Origin of the sequence: Variovorax multivorans (assembly GCF_051216835.1) — a bacterium.
GTDB lineage: Bacteria > Pseudomonadota > Gammaproteobacteria > Burkholderiales > Burkholderiaceae_C > Variovorax.
This window is the reverse complement of the sequence record NZ_JBPJZL010000008.1, coordinates 281,046-299,600: the sequence shown is the minus strand read 5'-3', so window position 1 is coordinate 299,600 and position 18,555 is coordinate 281,046. Positions and strand designations below refer to the sequence as shown.

The 18,555-nt window shown below is 62.4% G+C and carries 22 protein-coding genes; 7 read left to right on the top strand and 15 right to left on the bottom strand.

The features are described 5' to 3' along the window. The first annotated feature begins 13 nt into the window (after positions 1-13). Entirely contained in the window at positions 14-1,381 is a 1,368-nt protein-coding gene (locus tag ACSFCA_RS23020) for an ATP-binding protein (RefSeq protein WP_435477450.1), read from the top strand. Positions 1,382-1,414: 33 nt separating this feature from the next. Here ACSFCA_RS23020 and ACSFCA_RS23015 read toward each other — a convergent pair whose 3' ends face one another. The 6 genes from ACSFCA_RS23015 to ACSFCA_RS22990 all read right to left on the bottom strand — a co-directional run bounded on the left by ACSFCA_RS23015 (position 1,415) and on the right by ACSFCA_RS22990 (position 5,989). After that, positions 1,415-2,170 carry a winged helix-turn-helix domain-containing protein gene (locus ACSFCA_RS23015; RefSeq protein ID WP_435461324.1) on the bottom strand — a complete coding sequence of 252 codons (756 nt, stop codon included), beginning with the start codon at positions 2,168-2,170 and terminating at the stop codon, positions 1,415-1,417. A gap of 151 nt (positions 2,171-2,321) precedes the next feature. Beyond that, the gene (locus ACSFCA_RS23010; RefSeq protein ID WP_435461323.1) at positions 2,322-2,810 is read right to left on the bottom strand and encodes an MlaD family protein; all 489 of its coding nucleotides are present in this window, start codon (positions 2,808-2,810) and stop codon (positions 2,322-2,324) included. 21 nt (positions 2,811-2,831) lie between these two features. Continuing rightward, entirely contained in the window at positions 2,832-3,737 is a 906-nt protein-coding gene (locus ACSFCA_RS23005; protein ID WP_435461365.1) for a DUF2145 domain-containing protein, read from the bottom strand. Continuing rightward, positions 3,737-4,198: a hypothetical protein gene (locus ACSFCA_RS23000; protein WP_435461322.1), complete on the bottom strand. Its 462-nt coding sequence runs from the start codon at positions 4,196-4,198 to the stop codon at positions 3,737-3,739. The genes ACSFCA_RS23005 and ACSFCA_RS23000 overlap by 1 nt, the downstream gene beginning before the upstream one ends. A gap of 166 nt (positions 4,199-4,364) precedes the next feature. Continuing rightward, a complete protein-coding gene (locus ACSFCA_RS22995; RefSeq protein ID WP_435461321.1) occupies positions 4,365-5,180 on the bottom strand; it encodes a MipA/OmpV family protein in 816 nt (271 codons plus the stop codon). 23 nt (positions 5,181-5,203) lie between these two features. Beyond that, positions 5,204-5,989, bottom strand: coding sequence for an MlaA family lipoprotein (locus ACSFCA_RS22990; protein WP_435461320.1), 786 nt, complete (start codon positions 5,987-5,989; stop codon positions 5,204-5,206). A gap of 465 nt (positions 5,990-6,454) precedes the next feature. Between ACSFCA_RS22990 and ACSFCA_RS22985 the strand changes: the two genes are divergently transcribed. Beyond that, positions 6,455-7,588 carry an alpha/beta hydrolase gene (locus ACSFCA_RS22985; RefSeq protein WP_435461319.1) on the top strand — a complete coding sequence of 378 codons (1,134 nt, stop codon included), beginning with the start codon at positions 6,455-6,457 and terminating at the stop codon, positions 7,586-7,588. An 89-nt stretch (positions 7,589-7,677) separates the two neighbouring features. Here the strand turns inward: ACSFCA_RS22985 and ACSFCA_RS22980 are convergent, their stop codons facing one another. After that, positions 7,678-8,322, bottom strand: coding sequence for a thiol:disulfide interchange protein DsbA/DsbL (locus tag ACSFCA_RS22980; protein WP_435461318.1), 645 nt, complete (start codon positions 8,320-8,322; stop codon positions 7,678-7,680). A gap of 158 nt (positions 8,323-8,480) precedes the next feature. Between ACSFCA_RS22980 and ACSFCA_RS22975 the strand changes: the two genes are divergently transcribed. Beyond that, positions 8,481-9,542: an ABC transporter substrate-binding protein gene (locus ACSFCA_RS22975; RefSeq protein WP_435461317.1), complete on the top strand. Its 1,062-nt coding sequence runs from the start codon at positions 8,481-8,483 to the stop codon at positions 9,540-9,542. A 118-nt stretch (positions 9,543-9,660) separates the two neighbouring features. Here the strand turns inward: ACSFCA_RS22975 and ACSFCA_RS22970 are convergent, their stop codons facing one another. Continuing rightward, positions 9,661-10,557, bottom strand: coding sequence for a LysR family transcriptional regulator (locus ACSFCA_RS22970; protein ID WP_435461316.1), 897 nt, complete (start codon positions 10,555-10,557; stop codon positions 9,661-9,663). A gap of 156 nt (positions 10,558-10,713) precedes the next feature. Here ACSFCA_RS22970 and ACSFCA_RS22965 point away from each other — a divergent pair, with 156 nt between their 5' ends. Genes ACSFCA_RS22965 through ypfH form a run of 4 tightly spaced genes read left to right on the top strand, consistent with a single transcriptional unit; the run spans position 10,714 to position 13,733 of the window. After that, complete coding sequence (locus ACSFCA_RS22965) at positions 10,714-11,346, top strand: NADPH-dependent F420 reductase (RefSeq protein WP_435461315.1); 633 nt, start codon at positions 10,714-10,716, stop codon at positions 11,344-11,346. A gap of 34 nt (positions 11,347-11,380) precedes the next feature. Beyond that, positions 11,381-12,214, top strand: coding sequence for an isochorismatase family protein (locus ACSFCA_RS22960; RefSeq protein ID WP_435461314.1), 834 nt, complete (start codon positions 11,381-11,383; stop codon positions 12,212-12,214). 59 nt (positions 12,215-12,273) lie between these two features. Then, positions 12,274-13,083: a dioxygenase family protein gene (locus ACSFCA_RS22955; protein WP_435461313.1), complete on the top strand. Its 810-nt coding sequence runs from the start codon at positions 12,274-12,276 to the stop codon at positions 13,081-13,083. A gap of 26 nt (positions 13,084-13,109) precedes the next feature. Further along, positions 13,110-13,733: an esterase gene (ypfH, locus tag ACSFCA_RS22950; protein ID WP_435461312.1), complete on the top strand. Its 624-nt coding sequence runs from the start codon at positions 13,110-13,112 to the stop codon at positions 13,731-13,733. 166 nt (positions 13,734-13,899) lie between these two features. Here ypfH and ACSFCA_RS22945 read toward each other — a convergent pair whose 3' ends face one another. From ACSFCA_RS22945 to ACSFCA_RS22915, 7 genes are read right to left on the bottom strand one after another with little or no spacing between them, the layout of a single operon-like run. Then, entirely contained in the window at positions 13,900-14,745 is an 846-nt protein-coding gene (locus ACSFCA_RS22945) for a metallophosphoesterase (protein ID WP_435461311.1), read from the bottom strand. Next, positions 14,742-15,194: an HAD domain-containing protein gene (locus ACSFCA_RS22940; protein WP_435461310.1), complete on the bottom strand. Its 453-nt coding sequence runs from the start codon at positions 15,192-15,194 to the stop codon at positions 14,742-14,744. Before ACSFCA_RS22940 ends, ACSFCA_RS22945 begins: the two co-directional genes overlap by 4 nt. A gap of 31 nt (positions 15,195-15,225) precedes the next feature. Beyond that, positions 15,226-16,194, bottom strand: coding sequence for a metallophosphoesterase (locus tag ACSFCA_RS22935; protein ID WP_435477449.1), 969 nt, complete (start codon positions 16,192-16,194; stop codon positions 15,226-15,228). Further along, positions 16,191-16,697 (bottom strand): HAD domain-containing protein, encoded by a 507-nt coding sequence (locus ACSFCA_RS22930; RefSeq protein ID WP_435461308.1) that lies wholly within the window; start codon positions 16,695-16,697, stop codon positions 16,191-16,193. The genes ACSFCA_RS22935 and ACSFCA_RS22930 overlap by 4 nt, the downstream gene beginning before the upstream one ends. A gap of 20 nt (positions 16,698-16,717) precedes the next feature. Then, the gene (locus ACSFCA_RS22925; RefSeq protein WP_435461307.1) at positions 16,718-17,101 is read right to left on the bottom strand and encodes a DUF2384 domain-containing protein; all 384 of its coding nucleotides are present in this window, start codon (positions 17,099-17,101) and stop codon (positions 16,718-16,720) included. Between the two features lie 32 nt (positions 17,102-17,133). After that, positions 17,134-17,964 carry a metallophosphoesterase gene (locus ACSFCA_RS22920; RefSeq protein WP_435461306.1) on the bottom strand — a complete coding sequence of 277 codons (831 nt, stop codon included), beginning with the start codon at positions 17,962-17,964 and terminating at the stop codon, positions 17,134-17,136. A gap of 30 nt (positions 17,965-17,994) precedes the next feature. Then, complete coding sequence (locus tag ACSFCA_RS22915) at positions 17,995-18,438, bottom strand: hypothetical protein (protein ID WP_435461305.1); 444 nt, start codon at positions 18,436-18,438, stop codon at positions 17,995-17,997. Between the last annotated feature and the right edge of the window lie 117 nt (positions 18,439-18,555).

Sequence of the window (18,555 nt, the reverse complement as noted above, 5' to 3'; positions counted from 1 at the left end):
GCTGTACGCGAGGATGATCCTGGTGCTGGGCGCGACCATCGCCCTATGCTGGATCGTGGCATTCGCGATGCTTTTTGCGTATCTCACGCACAACAAGACCAGCATCTGGGACGACAAGCTCAAGACCATCGCCACGCGCATCCTGCTGACAATTCCGGCTGGCAAGGACATGGTTGCGACAGGGCCGGGACTGCAACTGCGGGATCCCGCACTGGCAGAGAGCGAGCAGCTCGTCTTTCAAGTCTGGATCGACCGCAAACGATTGTCCGTTCGCACGCCCGGGGCACCTGGATCCCCGCTGCGGCCTGACTTCGAGGACGGCATTGCCACCACGGTGATCGAGGGAAGGCGATGGCGCGTCTATTCGGTCTCGGATTCCGAAGGCCGGATCTACGTGCAGGTCGGCAATCTCCACAGCGTGGTGGATGCCGAAATGCAGCACGAAGCATTGGTTGGCTTGGTACTCAGCTCGATTCTTTTGCTGATCGTAGGCACGTTGATGTGGTTCGTGGTCCGCAGCTCACTCAAGCCTGTGGTGGCGCTGGAAGCCGCAATGCGAAGCCGGCGCAAGTTCGACCTCACACCGCTGACCGCTTCCACGCTGCCGCGCGAGTTGCATCCGTTGATTGCTTCGTTCAATCATCTGTTGGAACAGGTCTCCGATTCGATCGAAGGCGAGCGCCGCTTCATCGGTGATGCCGCGCACGAGTTGCGCACACCCCTTTCCACTCTGCAGGCACAAGCCCAGATCGCGCTGCGTGCCACCACGTTGGTCGACAAAGACGTGGCGCTGACCAAACTGCTTCTGGTCGCGCAGAGAAGTACACGACTGTCCGAACAGCTGCTCGACCTGGCTCGACTGAATTCGAGCGCCAACGCCCCGCAGCACACGCTTGCCAACTTGAGTGATCTCACTCTGCTCGTGGCGCGGGATTTCAACACCTATGCCTTCCAGCAGGACCGTTCGATCCAACTCGATATTCGCAACAATTGCATCATTCTCTGCAATATCGACGAGATGGGCATCCTGCTGCGCAACCTGATCGACAACGCGCTGCGCTACACCGCGAAGGGAGGACGAATCCGTGTCAGTTGCGGGCATGAGCCTGGCGCCACACAGGAAGACAGGCAGGCGGCTGGACAACGGGTCTATCTGGAAGTGGCGGACGACGGTCCTGGCGTACCGCTGTCGGAACGCCAAGCGATCTTCGAACGCTTCTATCGAGTCGCAGGTACTTCCGTGCGCGGCAGCGGTATCGGGTTGTCGCTGGTGGCCGGGATTTCCCAGCTACACCATGCAACGATCGAGACCGGGGATGGATTGGAAAGGCGAGGTTTCTGCATACGGGTCGTTTTCCCCTCGGTAGAGGCGCCGTCTTAAGTGGCCGGACATTCAGGCCTGCCAAAGCAACGATCAAGGCCAGCGTGTTGCCGCAAATCCAGGCGTTGGGGCGATGCAGTCCTGTCTGCACGAAGCCATCCGGAGCTTGATTCCCTGATGGCCGTTGCACAGCTTCAGCACGTACCCCTGACCGCGCACCGTGTGGAGCAGCTTCAGATCAAACGGATCGTCCAATTTCTGACGCAGCCTGAGGATGCCAACCGTGACCATGTTGTCCCGCTCGCCGGTACTCGATCCCCATACGGCCTTGATCAGCTGTGCGCGTGACAGCACCTGGCCCCTGTGCGCCATCAGCGCATCCAGAAGCTCGAACAGCGTGGCACTGAGGCCGAGGTCCATACCTTGACGGAACGCCTTGCCGCGCGCGCGGTCGATGGCCAAGTCCGCCAATCGCAGCACGGCCGACTTCGGACCGTGATTGCCAGATGCAAGCGCCCAGGCGCGCGCCACCAGATCGGCGAGCGCACAGGGCTCGACCAGGTACTCGGTCGCACCCTGGGCCAGTCCTTCAAGGCGTTCGACCACCTGGTCTCGCTGGATCAATACCAGCAGCGGAGCACTGCTGCTACGCCGTACGGAACGTATCACCACATGAGCGGCTGCCGGTTGCACGGCGTCGACAAGAATCAATGCATACGGCTTGCCTGCGAAAAGCCACGCGCCTGCATCGGGGGAGTCGATCACGTCGACGGAAAAGCCACATCTTCCGAGCACGCCACCGAATCCATCGCACGTCCCGCCTCCGGATTTGAGGAGCAGGACATTCATGAGTAAGGCCCCCGTGCCGGTGTTGAAGCCGGCGCATCCAGAGTTTTCGGGGAAGTGCTCGGTTGCCTCTGCGCGCAGCCGTCCATCAGAAAGACGCCGACCACCAGAGCGAGCACTGCGGCGTGGGCGACTGCAAAGCTGGAAGGGTATTTCACTTGCTGTCGTCCGGTTGCAGGAGTGGCGCGAAGCTTGTGTTCTCCCAGGCGGCCGGACCGCCGACGTCGCCCGGCGCGCCAAAGACAATGCCCCAGAGCAGGGAGGATGTGAGCGACGACGTGCTCAGCGTCGCGCCGCTCGAGATGAACTGCAGGCCGAACCCGCTCGTATGCCAGAAGCGTGTGTTGGCACCCTCGAAGTTGTCATAGGGTGCGTTCACGAGGATCCGCAGCAACGCGCCGCGGCCATCGCCATCGAGCTCGCAAGCGGCGACCTGGCCGACCTTGATGCGCCGAAAGAACACCGGAGAGCCCACGCTGAGCAAGCCGGCGTCCTCGACATGCAGCAGGAATTGCGTACTGCAAGCATCCAGACCTTCGGTCGTTCTGAGGCTCTCATCGATCCCGGGGCCTCGCCGGAGGAGGACCCAGGCGATCAGCGCGATACCGACCAGGACAGCGATCGTGGGGATGAGCCAGATCATTGTGTTCCCCTTGTCTGCGCGCTAGTCGAGCGACACGACACGATCGCTCTCACCCGGGCTGCAGCCGTCGGAGACGGGTGTCCAGCCACGGTGCACCACGACCTGCTTGCTGTCGTGGCACAGCTCGATGCGTTCGCTCCCGGGGCGTTGTTCGCGCACGAAGGCTTCCACAGTCGAGGGCAGGCTGACGCGCAGCGTCAGTGCGTAGATGTCGTCCTGCGGGTGGTCGTCCAGGTACAGCAGCGGCACGAAGTTCGACGCGAAGATGAGCGCATGCGAGCCGACATCGACCGGCTCGGGCTTGTAGGGCGCCTCGCGCAACCATTGCTGGGCGCGCTCGCGCAGGTCGTCTCCGTCGGGCAGCTCGCCCCACGCCACGGCGAGCAGTTCCATCACCCACTGGTTGCAGTTCTGGTAGCGCAGGCTGAACGGATAGGCATTGGCGCTGTAGCGCGCGGCCAGCAGATGCAGGGCGCGCGGCGTGTCGAGTGCCGCGCTGCGCAGCGCCTGTGCCGCTTCGGGGGGCAGGGCGACGATGGAGACGTAGCCCAGCGCGGAGTCGTCGATGCCCATGACGAAGCCGGCCAGGCCCTGGTCGTAGAGGCGCGGGTGCCCTTCGTCGCAGGCGTAGTACAGCTGCCGCGCGGACCAGGTGCCGTCCGCGGCTTTCCAGGCGATTGCGGCGTGCGAGTAGCGGATGCGAAAGCGCGAAAGATCGAGCCCGGATCGGCTGATCAGCACGGCGTCGCTGCCTGTGTTCGAAAGCGCTTCCTGCACGACGGCGGTGAAGCGCAGCAAACGGTCCTGCTGGCTCGCTGTGAGCGGTTTCGCGCGATCGCAGAATTGCGAAGACGCCGCGTGCGCAACGCCACCCGCCAAGGCGAGGAAGGCCGAGAGCCCCAGCAGCAACAGACGGCGAGCGACGATCAAAGGCTCACAGGGCGCGCGGCGAGCCCCCCATACCAGTCGTCGGCGAGCACGAGGTAGAACGCCTCGCGCGTGTCGGCACGTGCGAAGGCGGTGCCGTAGGTGCGCTGCTGTGCATGCACGAGGTCGCCGGGGCCCAGGCGCTCCTTCGCGAAAGTGGCTTGCGGCAGTTCGAGCACGATGCGCCGCTGCGCGTCGCCGTCGCTCTGCATTGCGACGCGCGTGAAGCCCTCGCGGTCGCCGGCCCGCGCGATCTCCGTGATGCGGTAGTCGCCTTCGGCCACCTTGTCGCCGTCGAACGAACTCTTGCTGGAACCGCGCAGCGACGCGGACACGCTGTTGCTGGATGCGGAGCCGGCACTGGAGGCCACGGACGCAGCGAAGCTGCCGGCGTGGGCGTTGAAGGCTGCGGCGAGTATGGCTGCGATGCCTGCAAGGCGGAAAAAATGAAGGAAGGTCATGGAATGCTCCGGCTGAGTGTGAGGGAGGAAGTCATTTGCGTGGAAGATGCCGGGCCTGAACCGACGGGCCCGCGTGAAGGCGCACCGAAGCTCTTTGCAGGCCCTGCAATCTGAAGCGCTGGTGCGCCATGCAGCCCTCTGGCCGCGCAAGCGCGGCTAAGGTTTCTCAGAACCGGTAGACGTAGCCCAGACGCACGCCGGACTGACTGGATCGGCTGACGAGCGGGCTGTTCTTGATACCGCTGCCGAAGCTGGTCGCACTCACGTCCAGGAACACCGTTTGCTTGGGGGCCACGGCGTAGTCCACACGCAGGCCCACCTCCATGTTGGCGCTCGACTTCCCTACATAGGCCGGCCGGCCGGACTGAGCTTCGGAGTCCTTCACGCCGTAGTAGTAGTCGACATACTTGCTGTCCACCCAATGTGCCGCCAGGCGAGGCGTGAAGCCGAAGGCACCTGCAGCGAAGCGTCGGTCGACCTGTACCTTGAACCGAGAGCCCTTGCTGTTGCCCGATCCGTCGGCCAGCAGTTCGGCCGACAGGTTGGCAATGTCATTGCGCCAGATGGCCGCGCCGCCCAGCCACAGGCCGCTCTTGCGCTTGTCCATGCCATTGAGGAATGGCGAGTCGTCGGCCTCGTAGCCGTCTCCAGCGAGCCGCGCGCGCAGCCGCAAAGAAACCGGCCCTACGGATGTCAGCTTCAGATCGGCGCTCGGAAACGCGACGCTGACCCACTTGTTCTCGTAGGTGATCATCGGAATGCCCTGGGCCTTGTTGTTGAAGTCGCGATAGGGCTTTTGCTCCATGGCCACGCCAATGCCAAGGCCCCATTGCGAACTCGCTTCGGGGCTTTTTTCTTCTTGGGCCTGCGCCCGAGCCGGTGAAAGGAAGGCCGCGCACGCGACCCCCGCGGCAATGGCCGTGAAAGGCAAGTGGGCGCGGAAATTCTTGCCTTGCTTCACAAGGCGGATTCGTTCTGTCATGGAAATCCTCGAGGTTGAAAAAATCAGTGGTTTGCAGCAGGCGGCGCCGCGCTGTCATCGCTGCTCCGACCCGGCTGCGAAGCGCCAAGGACGAGGCTTTGTCTGCGTTGCAGATAGGTGTCGCGAACAAGGAGATAGCGATCGAGCGCGACGTCGTCGAGCAGGCGCGTTGCCGGCAGAAGATCCGCACGCTTGCTTGCGAACTGCAGCGCGGTCAGGCCACCACCGAGCGCGCTGTTGGAGACGAAGGTCTGCGGCGTCAGCATCATGTCGACCGGAATGTTGGCGGTGTCGCGCACGGTCGAGGGGCCCATCAGGGGCAAGACGACGTAGGCGCCAGATCCGACGCCCCAGCGCCCAAGGGTCTGGCCGAGATCGGCGGATTGGCGCGGCAGCCCCAGCGGGGTCGCGACATCGAACATGCCGAGCAAGCCCACCGTGGTGTTCGTCGCCACGCGCGCCAGATCGGTCAGGCCTTCTTTCGGCCGCCCTTGCAGCACCAGGTTCACGCCGGAGCCAAGGTCGCGGGGATTGGCGAAGAAATTCCTGACGCCGCCGCGCACCGGCTCCGGCACAACGCGCTCGTAGCCGCGGGCGACGGGGGCCATCACGGCCTTGTCTACGGTTTCGTTGAAGCCGAAGACCTGGCGGTTCATGGCTTCAAGGGGATCAGGGCGTTGGGGGGTGGCGCAGCCGCCCAGCAGCAAAGCGCCAGCCAGCGACAGGATCGGCGTGGCCTTTGCCGCGCGGGCCCTCGGGGCCAGCGTCGACCTGAGCGGGGCGCCAGCGAATACGAGGCAGTTCAGCATGGGGACTCCAGTGGGGATACCTGGCGATCGACACCATGTCCTCGCCCTCTGGAGCGGATGCTGAGCGAGCTGCGTTAATAACTTTTTAGTGGTTTTAAGATTTGATTAACTGATCCGTGAAAAGGGGTCGCCAATCCATTCGATCACTTCGGCATCGGCATCGCCGAGCTCGGCGGGACCCGAAGCAGGTGCCAGCCATCACTGGGACTTGGAATTTGCGTGGTTCTTGGGATAGACCATCTCAATTTTGTCGCTTTACTTCCATTTTCACGATCTCAATAATTTCCCGGGTGATGGTGTGCTCCCCGAGGATTCATGGGAACGACACGCGGTGACTGCGAGGCGCAACGAAGCTCGGAACCCAACGATGTCATTCCCCGCTCTCACAACGTCGGCAAGCTGAACAGCGCCAGAACGCAAGACTTTCATGCAGCGCGGCATCGGCTCACAACAGAGGAACGCACAATGAACTTTGACCACTCCCCAAAAAAGAGTGACTCGGCTCCACAGCAATCGGGTGACTCCGCGCGACGAGGATTCCTGGCTGGCATGGCAAGCTTGGCCGTCTCGGCGTCAACGTCTGCGATGGCGGGTCCTGGTTCACAAGGCGAGAGCGGTCTCCCGCTGATATTGAAGACCCAGGGCAGCCTTTCTTTCGGTGGCACGATCATCACGGGAACCAATGGAGACACCTTTCACGGCGACCATGGGTATGCCCAGTTTCAGATTCCAATGAATGCCAGGCGACATCCCTTGGTGATGTGGCACGGTGCCGGCGTGAGCGGCTGGATATTCGACAGCACCCCTGACGGGCGAGAGGGGTTTCGATCCATCTTTCTGCGCAGAGGATTCAGCGTCTACACCATAGATCAACCACGGCAAGGTCGCGCGGGCCGCTCTACCAAGGGATCCGTGGCGTTGCCGGATGCCGCTCCAGGCGAATCCAATCTGTTCAATACTTTCCGCCTCGGCGTTTGGGCACCTCCGGCCTTGCCGGAATTCTTCCCTGGCGTGCAGTTCCCTCGCGACTCGAAATCACTCGATGAGTATTTTCGGCAGGGAACCCTTCATGGAACAGGAGGAGACAGGAGAGATTGGAGCGGAGCTGGAGAGGCGTATCAAGTGGTCACCGACGCCGTCGGGAAATTGATGGACCAAGTTGGCCCCGCCATCCTGGTGACTCACTCCGGAGGTGCAAACCAAGGCTGGGGCGCCGCAATGAAAAGCGCCAAGGTGAAGGCGATCGTCGCTTATGAGCCTACGAACTTTCAGTTCCCCGAGGGCGAGCTTCCGACCACCGGCCCTCTGCAGCAAAGCCACGCCGTGCCGCTTGCGGATTTTCTGAAGCTGACGAAGCTTCCGATCCAACTCGTATACGGCGACAACCTCGATCGCTCCCCTCTTTGGGTCCAGGCCTTCAGAGATGCCCAGGCATTTGTGGATGCCATCAACCGCCACGGAGGTAGAGCGGAGCTGCTTCACCTGCCCAGCATCGGCGTGACCGGGAACACGCACTTTGCCTTCTCGGACCTGAACAACGTCGAGATCGCTGACTTGCTATCGGGATACCTTGCGCGATACGGCCTCGATCAGCGCTAGGTCGGATTGACGATCACTCGGTTTGTCCCAGCCAAGAAGCATCGCAATGCAGGGGATGCGACGCCCGCTCAGAAGCATTCTCAACGCTGCTACACACGCAGCGCCTGGGACATCAGGTAATTGACGACCTGAAGCGTTCTCGGGCCACCGCCAGCCAACTCGCCATCAACGTACCAACGCCCGGCCACACCCATGGCCGGGACTCCAGCAACCTGGTACGCGTCGACGAGCTGGCTTGCTCGCTTTGCCTTGTTGACCACCGCGAACGACTTGAAGATCTCGGCAAACTTGTCGCCATCGATTCCGTTCTTCCCAACCCAAGCGATGATGTTCGCGTCACCCGTCAGATTCTGACGTTGTGCATGGATCGCATCAAAGACTCTCATCTGATACGCGTCCACTTTGCCCATGGCCTCGAGGGCATAGAACATTCGCTGCTTGGGTTCGACATCGCTCCCGACAAATGGGGCAGGCACCCGGCGAAAGGCCACCTCCTTCGGCAGGCTCTTGAGCCAGGCTTCAAGCCCCGGCTCAAACGCATTGCAATGAGGGCAGTTGTAGGAAAAGAATTCGATGACTTCGACCTTCCCCGCCGGTGCTTCAGACGGAAGTCGTTGGCTCAGTTCTAGGTAGTCTTTTCCTGATTTGGCCAGGATCGGCTGTGCTTGCGATCGACCCGCCGCCACACCCAGTCCAAGCGTGACAGCAGCCATTGAGAATTTTCGACGGTCCATAGAAGAATCTCCTTTTGCCATCGATAGAACAAACGTGTTGCGCTAAGTTGCCGATCATTTTTCGAGAATGATGAAAAAGACTTTCTCGTAAATGACGTGGTGGCACTTCTTGCAGCTGGATAAGGTCCGCGCATGATTAATCCATTGGAGTTGAAGCTTTGACCACATCCCTCTCGGTAACGCGCCGCAGTCTTCTCGCCGTCTCTTCGCTAGCCCTGGGATTGCCTGCCACAGCCCTCGCTCGGAAGCACTCGAATCCGCCCCCGGTCGCGCATCCCAATCCTCTTCGCACGCTGCGGGTGATCGGCTTTGCTGGCGGGTTCAACCTGCCCATCTGGGCAGCCGAACGGCAGGGTTACTTCGATGCCGAAGGACTGCGTGTCGATCTGCACTTCACGCCCAACTCCAAATACCAGATAACCCAACTGCTCGCAGGTAACTACGACATAGCGATGACTGCGGTGGACAACGTTGTGGCGTATCAGGAAGGGCAGAGCGAAGCCCCGATTGGACCTAACCCCGACCTGTTCGCGTTCTTCGGGTCGGACGGTGCGTTTCTTTCACTGGTCAGTCAGCGGCCGTATAAACGCATCGAGGATTTGCACGGCAAGACGCTGACCGTAGATGCGATGACTACCGGTTTCGCTTTCGTTCTGCGCGAGATCCTCGCCCGCAACGGAATTACCGAGAACGAGGTTCGCTTCGAGCAAGCAGGTAGCGTGGCCAGTCGCTTCCGTGCGATGACGGAGAACCCGGACCACGCGGCAACGATGCAGATGACGCCCTTCGAAGTGCTGGGCGAGGAGCGTGGCTTCAATACCCTGGTGCGTGCAGAAGATGTTATCGGCGAGTACGTTGGCATGTGCGGTGTGACGCGTCGGCGCTGGGCTGCCGCCAACGAGTCCGCGGTGATCGGCTATACACGCGCCTACAGTCGCGGAGTAGATTGGCTGATCGATCCCGCAAACCGACCGCTGGTCGAGGCTTTGCTGGTAGCGCGAGTGCCCGCCCTTACTCCGGCACTCGCGCCACGAGTGGCCGACCTATTGCTGGCCGAGCGGGGCGGCTTCCATCGGGACTTGTCGATCAGTGAAGCCGGCGTGCGTACCGTATTGAAGCTGCGCAGCCGCTACGGCCTTCCCAAGCGCGAACTGACCGATCCAGGCCGCTATGTCGACGACCGGTACCGACGCGCGGCACTCGCCGGTCGTGGCGCTTGACGCGATGCTTGACGGCGCCGTCGTCGGAGCATTTGAATTCCAACTCGCCCAGCAGACGGCTTGGTTCTGATGGCTTCTAGGCGGCAATCAGCACACATCACCCTCTCTAACTTGGGTTCTATCCCCAAGGTGGCACCCGCAACGCTTCCACCAGAAAGTCAACGAGTCGCCGTACCTTCAGCGGCAGTTGCTTGCGCGTCGGGTAGATAGCGAAGATGCCCAACTCCACGGCGCTGAATTCCGGCATCAGCTCAACGAGCGCACCGCTGCGCAGGTCTTCATAGACCAGGAAATCGGGCTGCAGGATGATGCCCTGGTGCGCGAGTGCCGCTGCGCGGCAGGTGTCACCGTTGTTGGCGTGGATGCGCGAGTGCGTGCGCACCGTGACCTCGCCTTGAGGCCCCCGGAAGCTCCACATGTTCCCGGATGACCAGTAGCTGTACGAAACCACGTGGTGCTTCTCGAGCTCGTGCGGTTGAACGGGCGTGCCGTGCTGCGCAAGGTAGGCCGGCGAGGCGCACAGCATCATGCGCGTGCTGGCAAGCCGACGGCTCACGAGGTTGGAGTCGGACAGCCGCGCGATGCGCACCACCAAGTCGTAGCCCTCCTCGACCAGGTCGACTGCGCGGTCCGACAGCACGATGTCCAGCGTGACCTGGGGGTTCTCCGCCGCGAATCGGCCCCAGAGCGCCGCCAGGTGCAACGCGCCGAAGGTCTGTGGCGCGCCGATGCGCAGGCGTCCCTGGGCCTGACCTGTGCTCGCCCCCACTTCGGCCTCCGCTTCCTGGACGGCCTGCAGGACCTCCTTGCAGCGCTGGTAGTAGATCTGCCCCTCGCTGGTGAGCGAGAGCCGGCGCGTCGTGCGCTGCAGCAGTCTTGTGCCCAGGTGCGCCTCCAACTCGTTGACATGCCGCGACACGGCGGGCTTGGACAGCGCTGTCGCCCCCATCGCACCGACGAAGCTGCCGGCCTCGACCACCGCACTGAAGGTTTTCATGGCTTGAAGAAGATCCATCGTCTCGATTCTCAAAACAATATATACCACGAACAGTTATTTATCTCTTCGGCTGATATTAATAAAGTTCTTCCATGCCAGCACATCGCGCTGGCGGACAGGCCGCCGGGTACCTCGATTGCCGCGGCTCCAAGCAACCCCTGAAGGACTTTCATCATGAACATCACACTCATCGGCGCCGGCAACATGGGCGCGGGCTTTGCCAAACAACTCACCGCCGCCGGCCACAAAGTGCGCGTGACCGCGCGCGATCTGGCCAAGGCTCAGGCGCTGGCCTCCGCGCATCCGGGCGTCACGGTCGCGGCCCCGGCCGACGCGCTGGGCGATTCGCAAGTCGTGATCGTCGCCACCGGCTTTGCCGATGCCGTGCCCGCGCTGAAGGCGCTCGGCTCGCTCGAAGGCCGCGTGGTGATCGACATCACGAACCCGCTGACGAACGACTACATGGGCCTGACGTTGGGCTTCGAGACGTCCGCTGCCGAAGAACTCGCCAAGGCGCTGTCTGGCGCGCAAGTGGTCAAGGCTTTCAACACCGTGCTGGCCCAGGTGCTGTCCGAAGGCCCGGCGTTCGCGAACAGCCAGACCGTGCCCGTGTTCTATGCCGGCGACGACGAGCGTGCCAAGCAGACCGTGCGTGCACTGATCGAAAGCATCGGCTTTGCAGCCGTGGACGCGGGCGGGCTGAGGAACGCGCGCTACCTGGAGCCAGTGGCCGGTCTCAACATTTACTTCGCCTACGGCGCCGGACAAGGCACGCAGATCTCGCCCACCTGGATCCGCCGCGCCTGATTCACCTCGACCTTCATCGCCAAAGAGAACACACATGCACAAGAAGCTGACCCAAGTTACCGCCGCCATCGCCCTGGCGGCTGCCACCACCCTCGCTGCTGCGCAGGATCGCCCGGCCGACATCGTGAGCCCGATCACCGACAAGGTACTGTCCACCAAGACCAGCCCGGCGGACGCCCGCAAGGCCGGCCGCGCGGCCTACGAAAAGCCCACCCCCGACAACAGCATCATCCTGTTCATCGACCATCAGGTCGGCCTGATGGCCAGCGTGCGCGACTTCGCCCAGGCCTCGGGCTACAAGGCCAACGTGGTGTCGCTGGCGCAGATGGCCAAGGCGCTGAAGATCCCGGTGCTCCTGTCTTCGTCGAACGCGCAATGGCAGAACGGCGACCTGCTGCCGGAACTCAAGGAAATCTTCAAGGACCAGCCTATCTACCGCCGCACCGGCATCATCAACGCCTACGAGGATCCGACCTTCCGCAAGGCACTGGAGAACCTGGTCGCCAAGACGGGCCGCAAGCACATCATCATCTCGGGTGTGACGCTGGGTACCTGCGTGGCGCTGCCGACGCTGGCGATGATCAACGACGGCTACGTCGTGCACCCCGTGGTCGATGCATCGGGCGCCTGGAGCAAGTACGAAGCCGAAGCCGCAATGCAGCGCATGAGTGCCGCGGGCGCGCAACTCAATACCGTCTATGCCCTCGGCGCGGAGCTGCAGGCCGACTGGAAGCTTCCGTCGGGCAACGACATGCTGCCGCCGTTCATCAATGGCCTGCCCGAATATGGCTGGATCGTGCAGCAGTTCTGGAACAACGCTGACCCGGCCAAGCGCCCGGTCAAGGATCCGTTCGGTCTCGTCAAGTAGTCCGCCGGCGTCCCCTGTGCCTTGCGGCGCGGGGGATGCCAGCGCCAAGGAGCGTCCCCATGAAGTTTCCTGCTCTCTTCGTCTCACACGGTGCCCCCACCTTTGCGGTGGAACCTGGTCAGGCCGGCCCGCTGCTGCACGCCATCGGCAAACGTGTACTCGCGCTGTCCGGGCTGCGGGCCGTCCTGGTGATATCGCCGCACTGGCGCACGCGCGGCCTGCGCATCGGTGCCAGTACACGGCCCCAGACCGTCCATGACTTCGGTGGTTTCCCCGCATCGTTGTATGCACTGCGTTACCCTGTTCAAGGGGCCCCGGATGTCGCGCGTGAGGTGGCCGAGCTGTTGACGCAGTCGGGACTCTCCGCGCAACTGGTGGATGAGCAGGGGCTGGATCACGGCGCCTGGGTGCCGCTGATGCACATGCTGCCTGGCGCATCAGTGCCGGTGTTTCAACTGTCGCTGCCGATTGAACTGCGCCCCGCCGATGCGCTCGCCCTCGGGCGCGCTCTGGCACCGTTGCGTGAGCAAGGGGTACTTGTCGTGGGTTCGGGCAGCCTCACGCACAACCTCTACGAGTTCCGCCAGTCTGAAACCGAGGCACCCGAAGACTACGTGCGCGAGTTCGTGCAGTGGGCGCGGCGGGCGGCCATCGCGCATGACGTGAGCGCCCTGGTCGACTTCCGAGGTGCCCCGCACAGTCGTCGCGCCCACCCCTCGGACGAACACTACTTGCCGTTGCTCGTGGCCGTCGGCGCCAGCAGCGCGGGTGAGCCGGTCGAGGTCATCGAAGGCGGCGTCACCTACGGCGTGCTTTCGATGGAAGGCTACGTATTCGGTGAGTTGCCTAGCGCGTCCGCGCTGGCCTGAGCCTTTTCCATATCCAGAGAACACACATGTCTTCCACCTCCATCATCGTCCAGCAGCCTCAAGGCCCCGCTTCCGGTCTGGTGCTGCTCACGCACGGCGTTGGCTCCATGCCGCAGTCCATGCTGGGCGTCGCGCGCTGGTTCGCCAACCACGACCGCAACGCCATGGTGGTCAGCGTCGCATCGCCCGATCCTTCCGATATTTCCAACGGGCTCCAGTGGTTCTCGGTACGCGACGTGACCGAGGGCAATCGCCAGGCACGCGTGGATGCGGCCATGCCCGCTTTCGTGGCGACCGTGCAGCACTGGCAGCAGGCTTCACGCGTCAACGCGCAACGCACGCTGGTTGCCGGCTTCTCGCAGGGCGCAATCATGGCGCTTGAATCCACCAAGCTCGCAGAGCCGCCCGCGCTGCGCATCGTCGCCATCGCGGGGCGATTCGCTACGCCGCCGGAGCATAAATCCTCTGCGTTGATTCATCTCTTGCACGGCGGCGCAGACCCTGTGATGCCCGCAGCGCTGGCACAGGCCGCACAAGCGCGACTGCTTCAATTGGGCGTTGAAGCGACCTTGGATCTGGCGCCCGGCGTTGGGCATGAACCTCATCCGGCGTTGCTGACGCTCTTGGCGGCGCGACTTGTGCCCGCCTGAAATGTCAACAGTGTGCGTCCGGGCCACTTTGCTCAGCTTGCAGACGCCTCCTTCATAAGATCTGCAGCGCCGACAGGCACGCGGAGGGGCGCAACCGGATCAGGCATCTTCAGGCAATGCGGGGCACGTTGGTTCAGAACTCGACAGTCCGAGAGGATGAACAGCATCACGAGCCGTCATCCTCGGCGAGAGATTGCACATCGATGACTAGGCCAGGCTCGAACGCCTTGTTCTCGATCCTGCCGCTCCAGTTCACGTAGCCGCGCGGGTTGCACACGACTCGGCAGGAACGGACTCGATAGTCGAACTGCTGATGCGTGTGACCATGCACCCAGAGCATGGGCACATCGAAGAAGGCCTCCGGGAGCTCGTTGACGAAGGCCCCCGAAGCCCAATCATCGGCGTAACGCTGCGCCAGCGAACCGCGATGAGGCGCGTGGTGCGTCACGACCACCGTCGGTCCGGCGAACGGTTCGGCAAGCTTCGCTTGCAGCCACGACCGCTGAGCCTGGTGAATCCGAAGCGTGTCGGCCGCCTGAAGCTTTCTTCCCTGCTTGTCTCGCCAGGTATCGGGTTCTGCCGACTCGTCGGCTGTGCGTATCAGCGCGTAGTCGTTCAGCAGATTGGTCGCCATCTTCATGGCGCGCCCGACATCGCTGACCGGACCTTCAGGCGTCTCGATGGCGAGCGCGAAGTCGGTCCACAGCGTTGCGCCAAGGAAGCGTACGCCGTCGATCACTAGCTCGTCGCCATCGAGCAGATGGACGTTGCCGCCGTCGGCTTCACGGCGTGCCTCGGCCAGTGTCGTGTCAGTTCGTCCATCGTAGTACTCGTGATTTCCGAGCAGATAAATCACCTGCTTTCCGCGGAAGCGATCTGCTGCCCATCGAACGGCGCGCTTCGCAGGCGAATGAATATCGCCCGCGAGAATGACGACATCGAATTCGAGATCAGGTTCCGGCTCGAAGGGGGCGAACTCGAGGTGAAGATCGGAAAGAACCAGCAGTTTCATCGGAGTGCCCCTTCAAAGCGCGCGCGAAGCTCGGCACTGGCTTTGTCGTCGAAGCCGACGAACGAGCCACACACCACCAGATGGTCCTTGCAGCGGTCGAACTGCCATTCGGCATCGTCGAGCGCGACCCAAGGCCCGTCGACCGCATCGTGAAGTTGCAGCCAAGCGAGGATCTGTCCTTCGCGGTGGGCGAAGGGGTGGGGAAGACCAAATTCGCGCGGGGGTGTCGCGCCAATGATTCGGGCCCGAATGTCCTCGGAGAATGGCTTGAGGAGTGTCGAGTAGGCCAGCCGTTCGCGCCAACTCGAGCTGATGACGATCCTCACATGAGGGAACTCGCGCAGCAACGCCTCCAGGCGCGGCAGGAAGCAGAAATCCGTGCCATCGTCGGGCAAATGCCCCTCCCCCTCGGGATGGAGCACGCCGTCGAAGTCGAGAAACAGAATCACCCTGGACCTCCCGATCCATTCTCATCGGCTGTCATACGACTCCGCCGTAGTGGATGGCAACGAGCATTGATCGCACCTTGTCCGAGCCGCCCGCGGCAGCGAACGCTGCTGGCGTTTGGCCGTCGAGCCATTCGTTCGGCTTGTCCAACCAGGCTTGGGCGTCTGCGCCGAACACCTGGGTCGCGAGACCCAGCAAGTCTTGTGGAGGACCTCCCAACCCAAGCTCCCACCGCGGATGCCGTGGCCACGCCAGGTACGAACCCATGTCGACCCCGAAGGCGCGGAACGGCGCTGAGGAGGGCATCAAGCCCTCGCCGGCGTAATTAATATTCTGGTGATGATGGCCGTGCACTACAAACAGGACACCGAGCTTCTCAGCGAGCTCGTCGATTACCCGCCAGCCGTGCGGATGCGCCGAAGGCGCTTCGTGTGTCACCAGGATGTCGGCAGGACCGCTCCGCAGCAGTTGCTGGTATTCGACCGGGAAGATGGAGGATCGGTGCTTGAGGGAGATGGAGTCGCGCCACCGCTCTTCGGGCTTCATGGCTTGGCGCATGGCATCGCTCGACTGGAATGCAGCTTCCTTGATCGGCCGCCGAGGATCCCAGATCTTGCTGCGGAAGATTCCACCCAAGCCCGCGACGTTGTAGCCGGCCACAGAGACCACACGGCCATGGAGATTCCGATCAGCGAGCTCCGAATGCCACACGTGATCGTGATACGCCACAGAATCAGAATCATGGTTCCCAGGTATCCAGTGGACCTCCGTGATGTCTCGGATCGATTGCAGTTCGATATGCAGAGGCTGGCGCGCTTGGAGGTCGCCCAGCAGCACGATCGCCTCGGGTCGAAAGCGCTCGACCGCGGTGATCACGGGTTCGAAGTCGCCGTGGGGGTCGCCGAAGAACATCAGCTTTGGCGCTGACCGCTCTCGCTCGGATCGCGCATGGAGGTCCGACGGGATGAGAGGTTTCATTTCATATGCCGACTGGTGGTTCATCGGCCAACTGCGAACCGCAGGAAGTGCGAGTGCAGTTCCTGGAAGCTGTCTTGATCGAACGCCCGCTTGGGATCCGTGAGTACGAGCCGTTCGAAGCCCGCCTCAAAGTGTGAGGCCCAGTCGTCAAGTGCGGCCCACTCTGCGTCACTGCGGCCGTTCCCCTCTAGCCAGGCCTGGATCTCCAGCTGGCGCCGGTTATGGACGGCCGCATTGGGATCAATCTGCGGCGTCGCACCGATGATCCGGTGCCGGATGTCAGCGCTGAAATACCGCTGCAGCTGTTCGATGCTTTCGGCCAGTCGCCAATCCGAGGAGATGACGACAGCGACACACTCGAACTCGCGAAGGAGCTCCTCCAGAAGCGGCAAATGACTGAAGAACCTGCTGCTGAACGAGTAGTCCGCACCGACAGGATGAAGAACACCATCGACATCCAGGAACAGCAGATCGTTGGAGTCACCCGTGCGGCTGGAGACATCATGAATCGGCATTGCTTCCACCATAGGTAGATGGCGGTGTTCCATCACCCAACAAACCCCGCCTGGAAGGACTCCAGCAGATCGATCACATCGGTGGCTCGTCCCCCAGCCACCATTGACTCGGCTGTCTTGTAGGCGAACGACGCCAGCGGCTCGTTCCTATACCAGAAGATGGCGGCCTGAAGGTCATCTCCAGAGACCTCTACCACGGCAGCCAGCACTTGCAAGCTCATGCGGATATGGGACTGGACGCTCTCTGCCGCAGGTGCGTGAATGACCGTACTTCGATGGACGTGCGCGTGGCCGGCGAAGGAATCGATATCCATGCCCATCATCTCGATGAACTTCAGCGGCGACAGAATCTGGTGGCCGCCCGAGCTTTCATGCAGGAAAGCGGTGAGCTCGACCCCACGGATTGTGGCGGTCAAGATCTTGCCCCCGGCAGAAACAGTGGTGCCTCTCATAGGTCGATCACCAACCCGGGATTGAAGTCCTTGTTCTCGAATTCCCCGTGCCAGTTCAGGTAGCCGCGCGGATTGCACACCACCCGACAGGCGCCGGCCCGGTAGTCGAAGCTGTCGTGCGTATGCCCGTGTACCCAGAGGGATGGCACCTCGAAGAACTCGGGCAGCATCTCGTTGACGAAGCCGCCCGAGGCCCAGTCCTCGGCGAACCGTGGTGCCAATGACTTGCGGTGCGGCGCATGGTGGGTGACGACCACTGTGGGCCCGTCGAACGGCTCGGCGAGCTTCCTGCGCAGCCAAGAGCGATGCCGCCTGTGGAACTGCAAGGTGTCCATCGGCACCAGACGCCTCGTGCCCCGGGAGTTGGACGTCAAGGGATCGTCGATGCGGATGGCCGAGTAGTCGGCCAGGTAGCGCGAGCACGCCGTCATCGAGCGATAGCGGTCCGACAGAAGGCGCACTGGCTGCCCCGCAAAGCCGGGGTTGTCGATACGCAGGCGAAAGTCCGTCCACAGGGTGCAGCCGAGGAAGCGCACACCGGCGATCACGACCTCGTCGCAATCGAGGAAATGAATGCCGTGCTCCTTGGCCTGGCGTCGCATCTCAAGCAGTTCCTGATCCAGGACGGACTCGTAGTACTCGTGGTTGCCCGCGATCTGCACGATCGGCTTGTTGCCGAACCGGGCCGGGTTACGCAGCCAGCGCGCGGCGACGCGCCCAGGTGCCACGATGTCGCCCGCCAAGACGGCCACGTCGTAGTCCAGATCCTTCGCAACCTCGAAGGTCTCGAACTCCGCATGCAGGTCCGAAAGGATGAGCAGCTTCACATCGGTAGGCCCATTTCTTCGGCAGCGCATTCAGGGCATCAGGATCGAGAGCTTGGCGTTCCATGCCTCGCCGTCCGACCTGGAGGGCACGGCGACGCGGATCGTCGGGCGATCGAAGTCACAGGTCTCGAAGAGGAAGTGCACGTGCTGAAAGCGCCACAACGCGGGTTGCCTGAAGTCCTCGGTCCACAGGAGCTGCCAGGTCCGGAAGTAATCGAAATCGACCGTCCGGGCAGTCTTTCCATGAAAGACGATGCAGGCCTTGCGCGCGTCCGGATCAAACAGGATGCAGGTCCCGTCCCAATCGCCCAGCATGCGTCGGGGATCGACCGGGAAAAAGGTCGCGCCAGACGCCTGTCCCTGTTTTCGCAGCAACTGCTCGCGCCCGGCCTGGATTAAGCGTGGGGATGCAATCCAGGCCCAGTAGAAAAGAGCCAGGGCAATGAAAAGCGCCAGCAGAAGCGGGATTTCCATGCTCAGCCTTTCTGGGCTCGAGTCAAAGACCGCACGCAATGCAAGAGCAACTCGCCATCCATTTCGAAAACGGTGAGCATCAAGCTCTCCTCTTCAATTTTCAATTCCTCAATTTGT

Excerpts from the sequence above, each read along its gene's own strand:
- ACSFCA_RS23020 (WP_435477450.1), top strand. The coding sequence starts at position 14 with ATGATCCTGGTGCTGGGCGCGACCATCGCCCTATGCTGGATCGTGGCA.
- ACSFCA_RS23015 (WP_435461324.1), bottom strand. The coding sequence starts at position 2,170 with ATGAATGTCCTGCTCCTCAAATCCGGAGGCGGGACGTGCGATGGATTC.
- ACSFCA_RS23010 (WP_435461323.1), bottom strand. The coding sequence starts at position 2,810 with ATGATCTGGCTCATCCCCACGATCGCTGTCCTGGTCGGTATCGCGCTG.
- ACSFCA_RS23000 (WP_435461322.1), bottom strand. The coding sequence starts at position 4,198 with ATGACCTTCCTTCATTTTTTCCGCCTTGCAGGCATCGCAGCCATACTC.
- ACSFCA_RS22995 (WP_435461321.1), bottom strand. The coding sequence starts at position 5,180 with ATGACAGAACGAATCCGCCTTGTGAAGCAAGGCAAGAATTTCCGCGCC.
- ACSFCA_RS22990 (WP_435461320.1), bottom strand. The coding sequence starts at position 5,989 with ATGCTGAACTGCCTCGTATTCGCTGGCGCCCCGCTCAGGTCGACGCTG.
- ACSFCA_RS22985 (WP_435461319.1), top strand. The coding sequence starts at position 6,455 with ATGAACTTTGACCACTCCCCAAAAAAGAGTGACTCGGCTCCACAGCAA.
- ACSFCA_RS22980 (WP_435461318.1), bottom strand. The coding sequence starts at position 8,322 with ATGGACCGTCGAAAATTCTCAATGGCTGCTGTCACGCTTGGACTGGGT.
- ACSFCA_RS22970 (WP_435461316.1), bottom strand. The coding sequence starts at position 10,557 with ATGGATCTTCTTCAAGCCATGAAAACCTTCAGTGCGGTGGTCGAGGCC.
- ACSFCA_RS22965 (WP_435461315.1), top strand. The coding sequence starts at position 10,714 with ATGAACATCACACTCATCGGCGCCGGCAACATGGGCGCGGGCTTTGCC.
- ACSFCA_RS22960 (WP_435461314.1), top strand. The coding sequence starts at position 11,381 with ATGCACAAGAAGCTGACCCAAGTTACCGCCGCCATCGCCCTGGCGGCT.
- ACSFCA_RS22955 (WP_435461313.1), top strand. The coding sequence starts at position 12,274 with ATGAAGTTTCCTGCTCTCTTCGTCTCACACGGTGCCCCCACCTTTGCG.
- ypfH (WP_435461312.1), top strand. The coding sequence starts at position 13,110 with ATGTCTTCCACCTCCATCATCGTCCAGCAGCCTCAAGGCCCCGCTTCC.
- ACSFCA_RS22945 (WP_435461311.1), bottom strand. The coding sequence starts at position 14,745 with ATGAAACTGCTGGTTCTTTCCGATCTTCACCTCGAGTTCGCCCCCTTC.
- ACSFCA_RS22935 (WP_435477449.1), bottom strand. The coding sequence starts at position 16,194 with ATGAACCACCAGTCGGCATATGAAATGAAACCTCTCATCCCGTCGGAC.
- ACSFCA_RS22930 (WP_435461308.1), bottom strand. The coding sequence starts at position 16,697 with ATGGTGGAAGCAATGCCGATTCATGATGTCTCCAGCCGCACGGGTGAC.
- ACSFCA_RS22915 (WP_435461305.1), bottom strand. The coding sequence starts at position 18,438 with ATGGAAATCCCGCTTCTGCTGGCGCTTTTCATTGCCCTGGCTCTTTTC.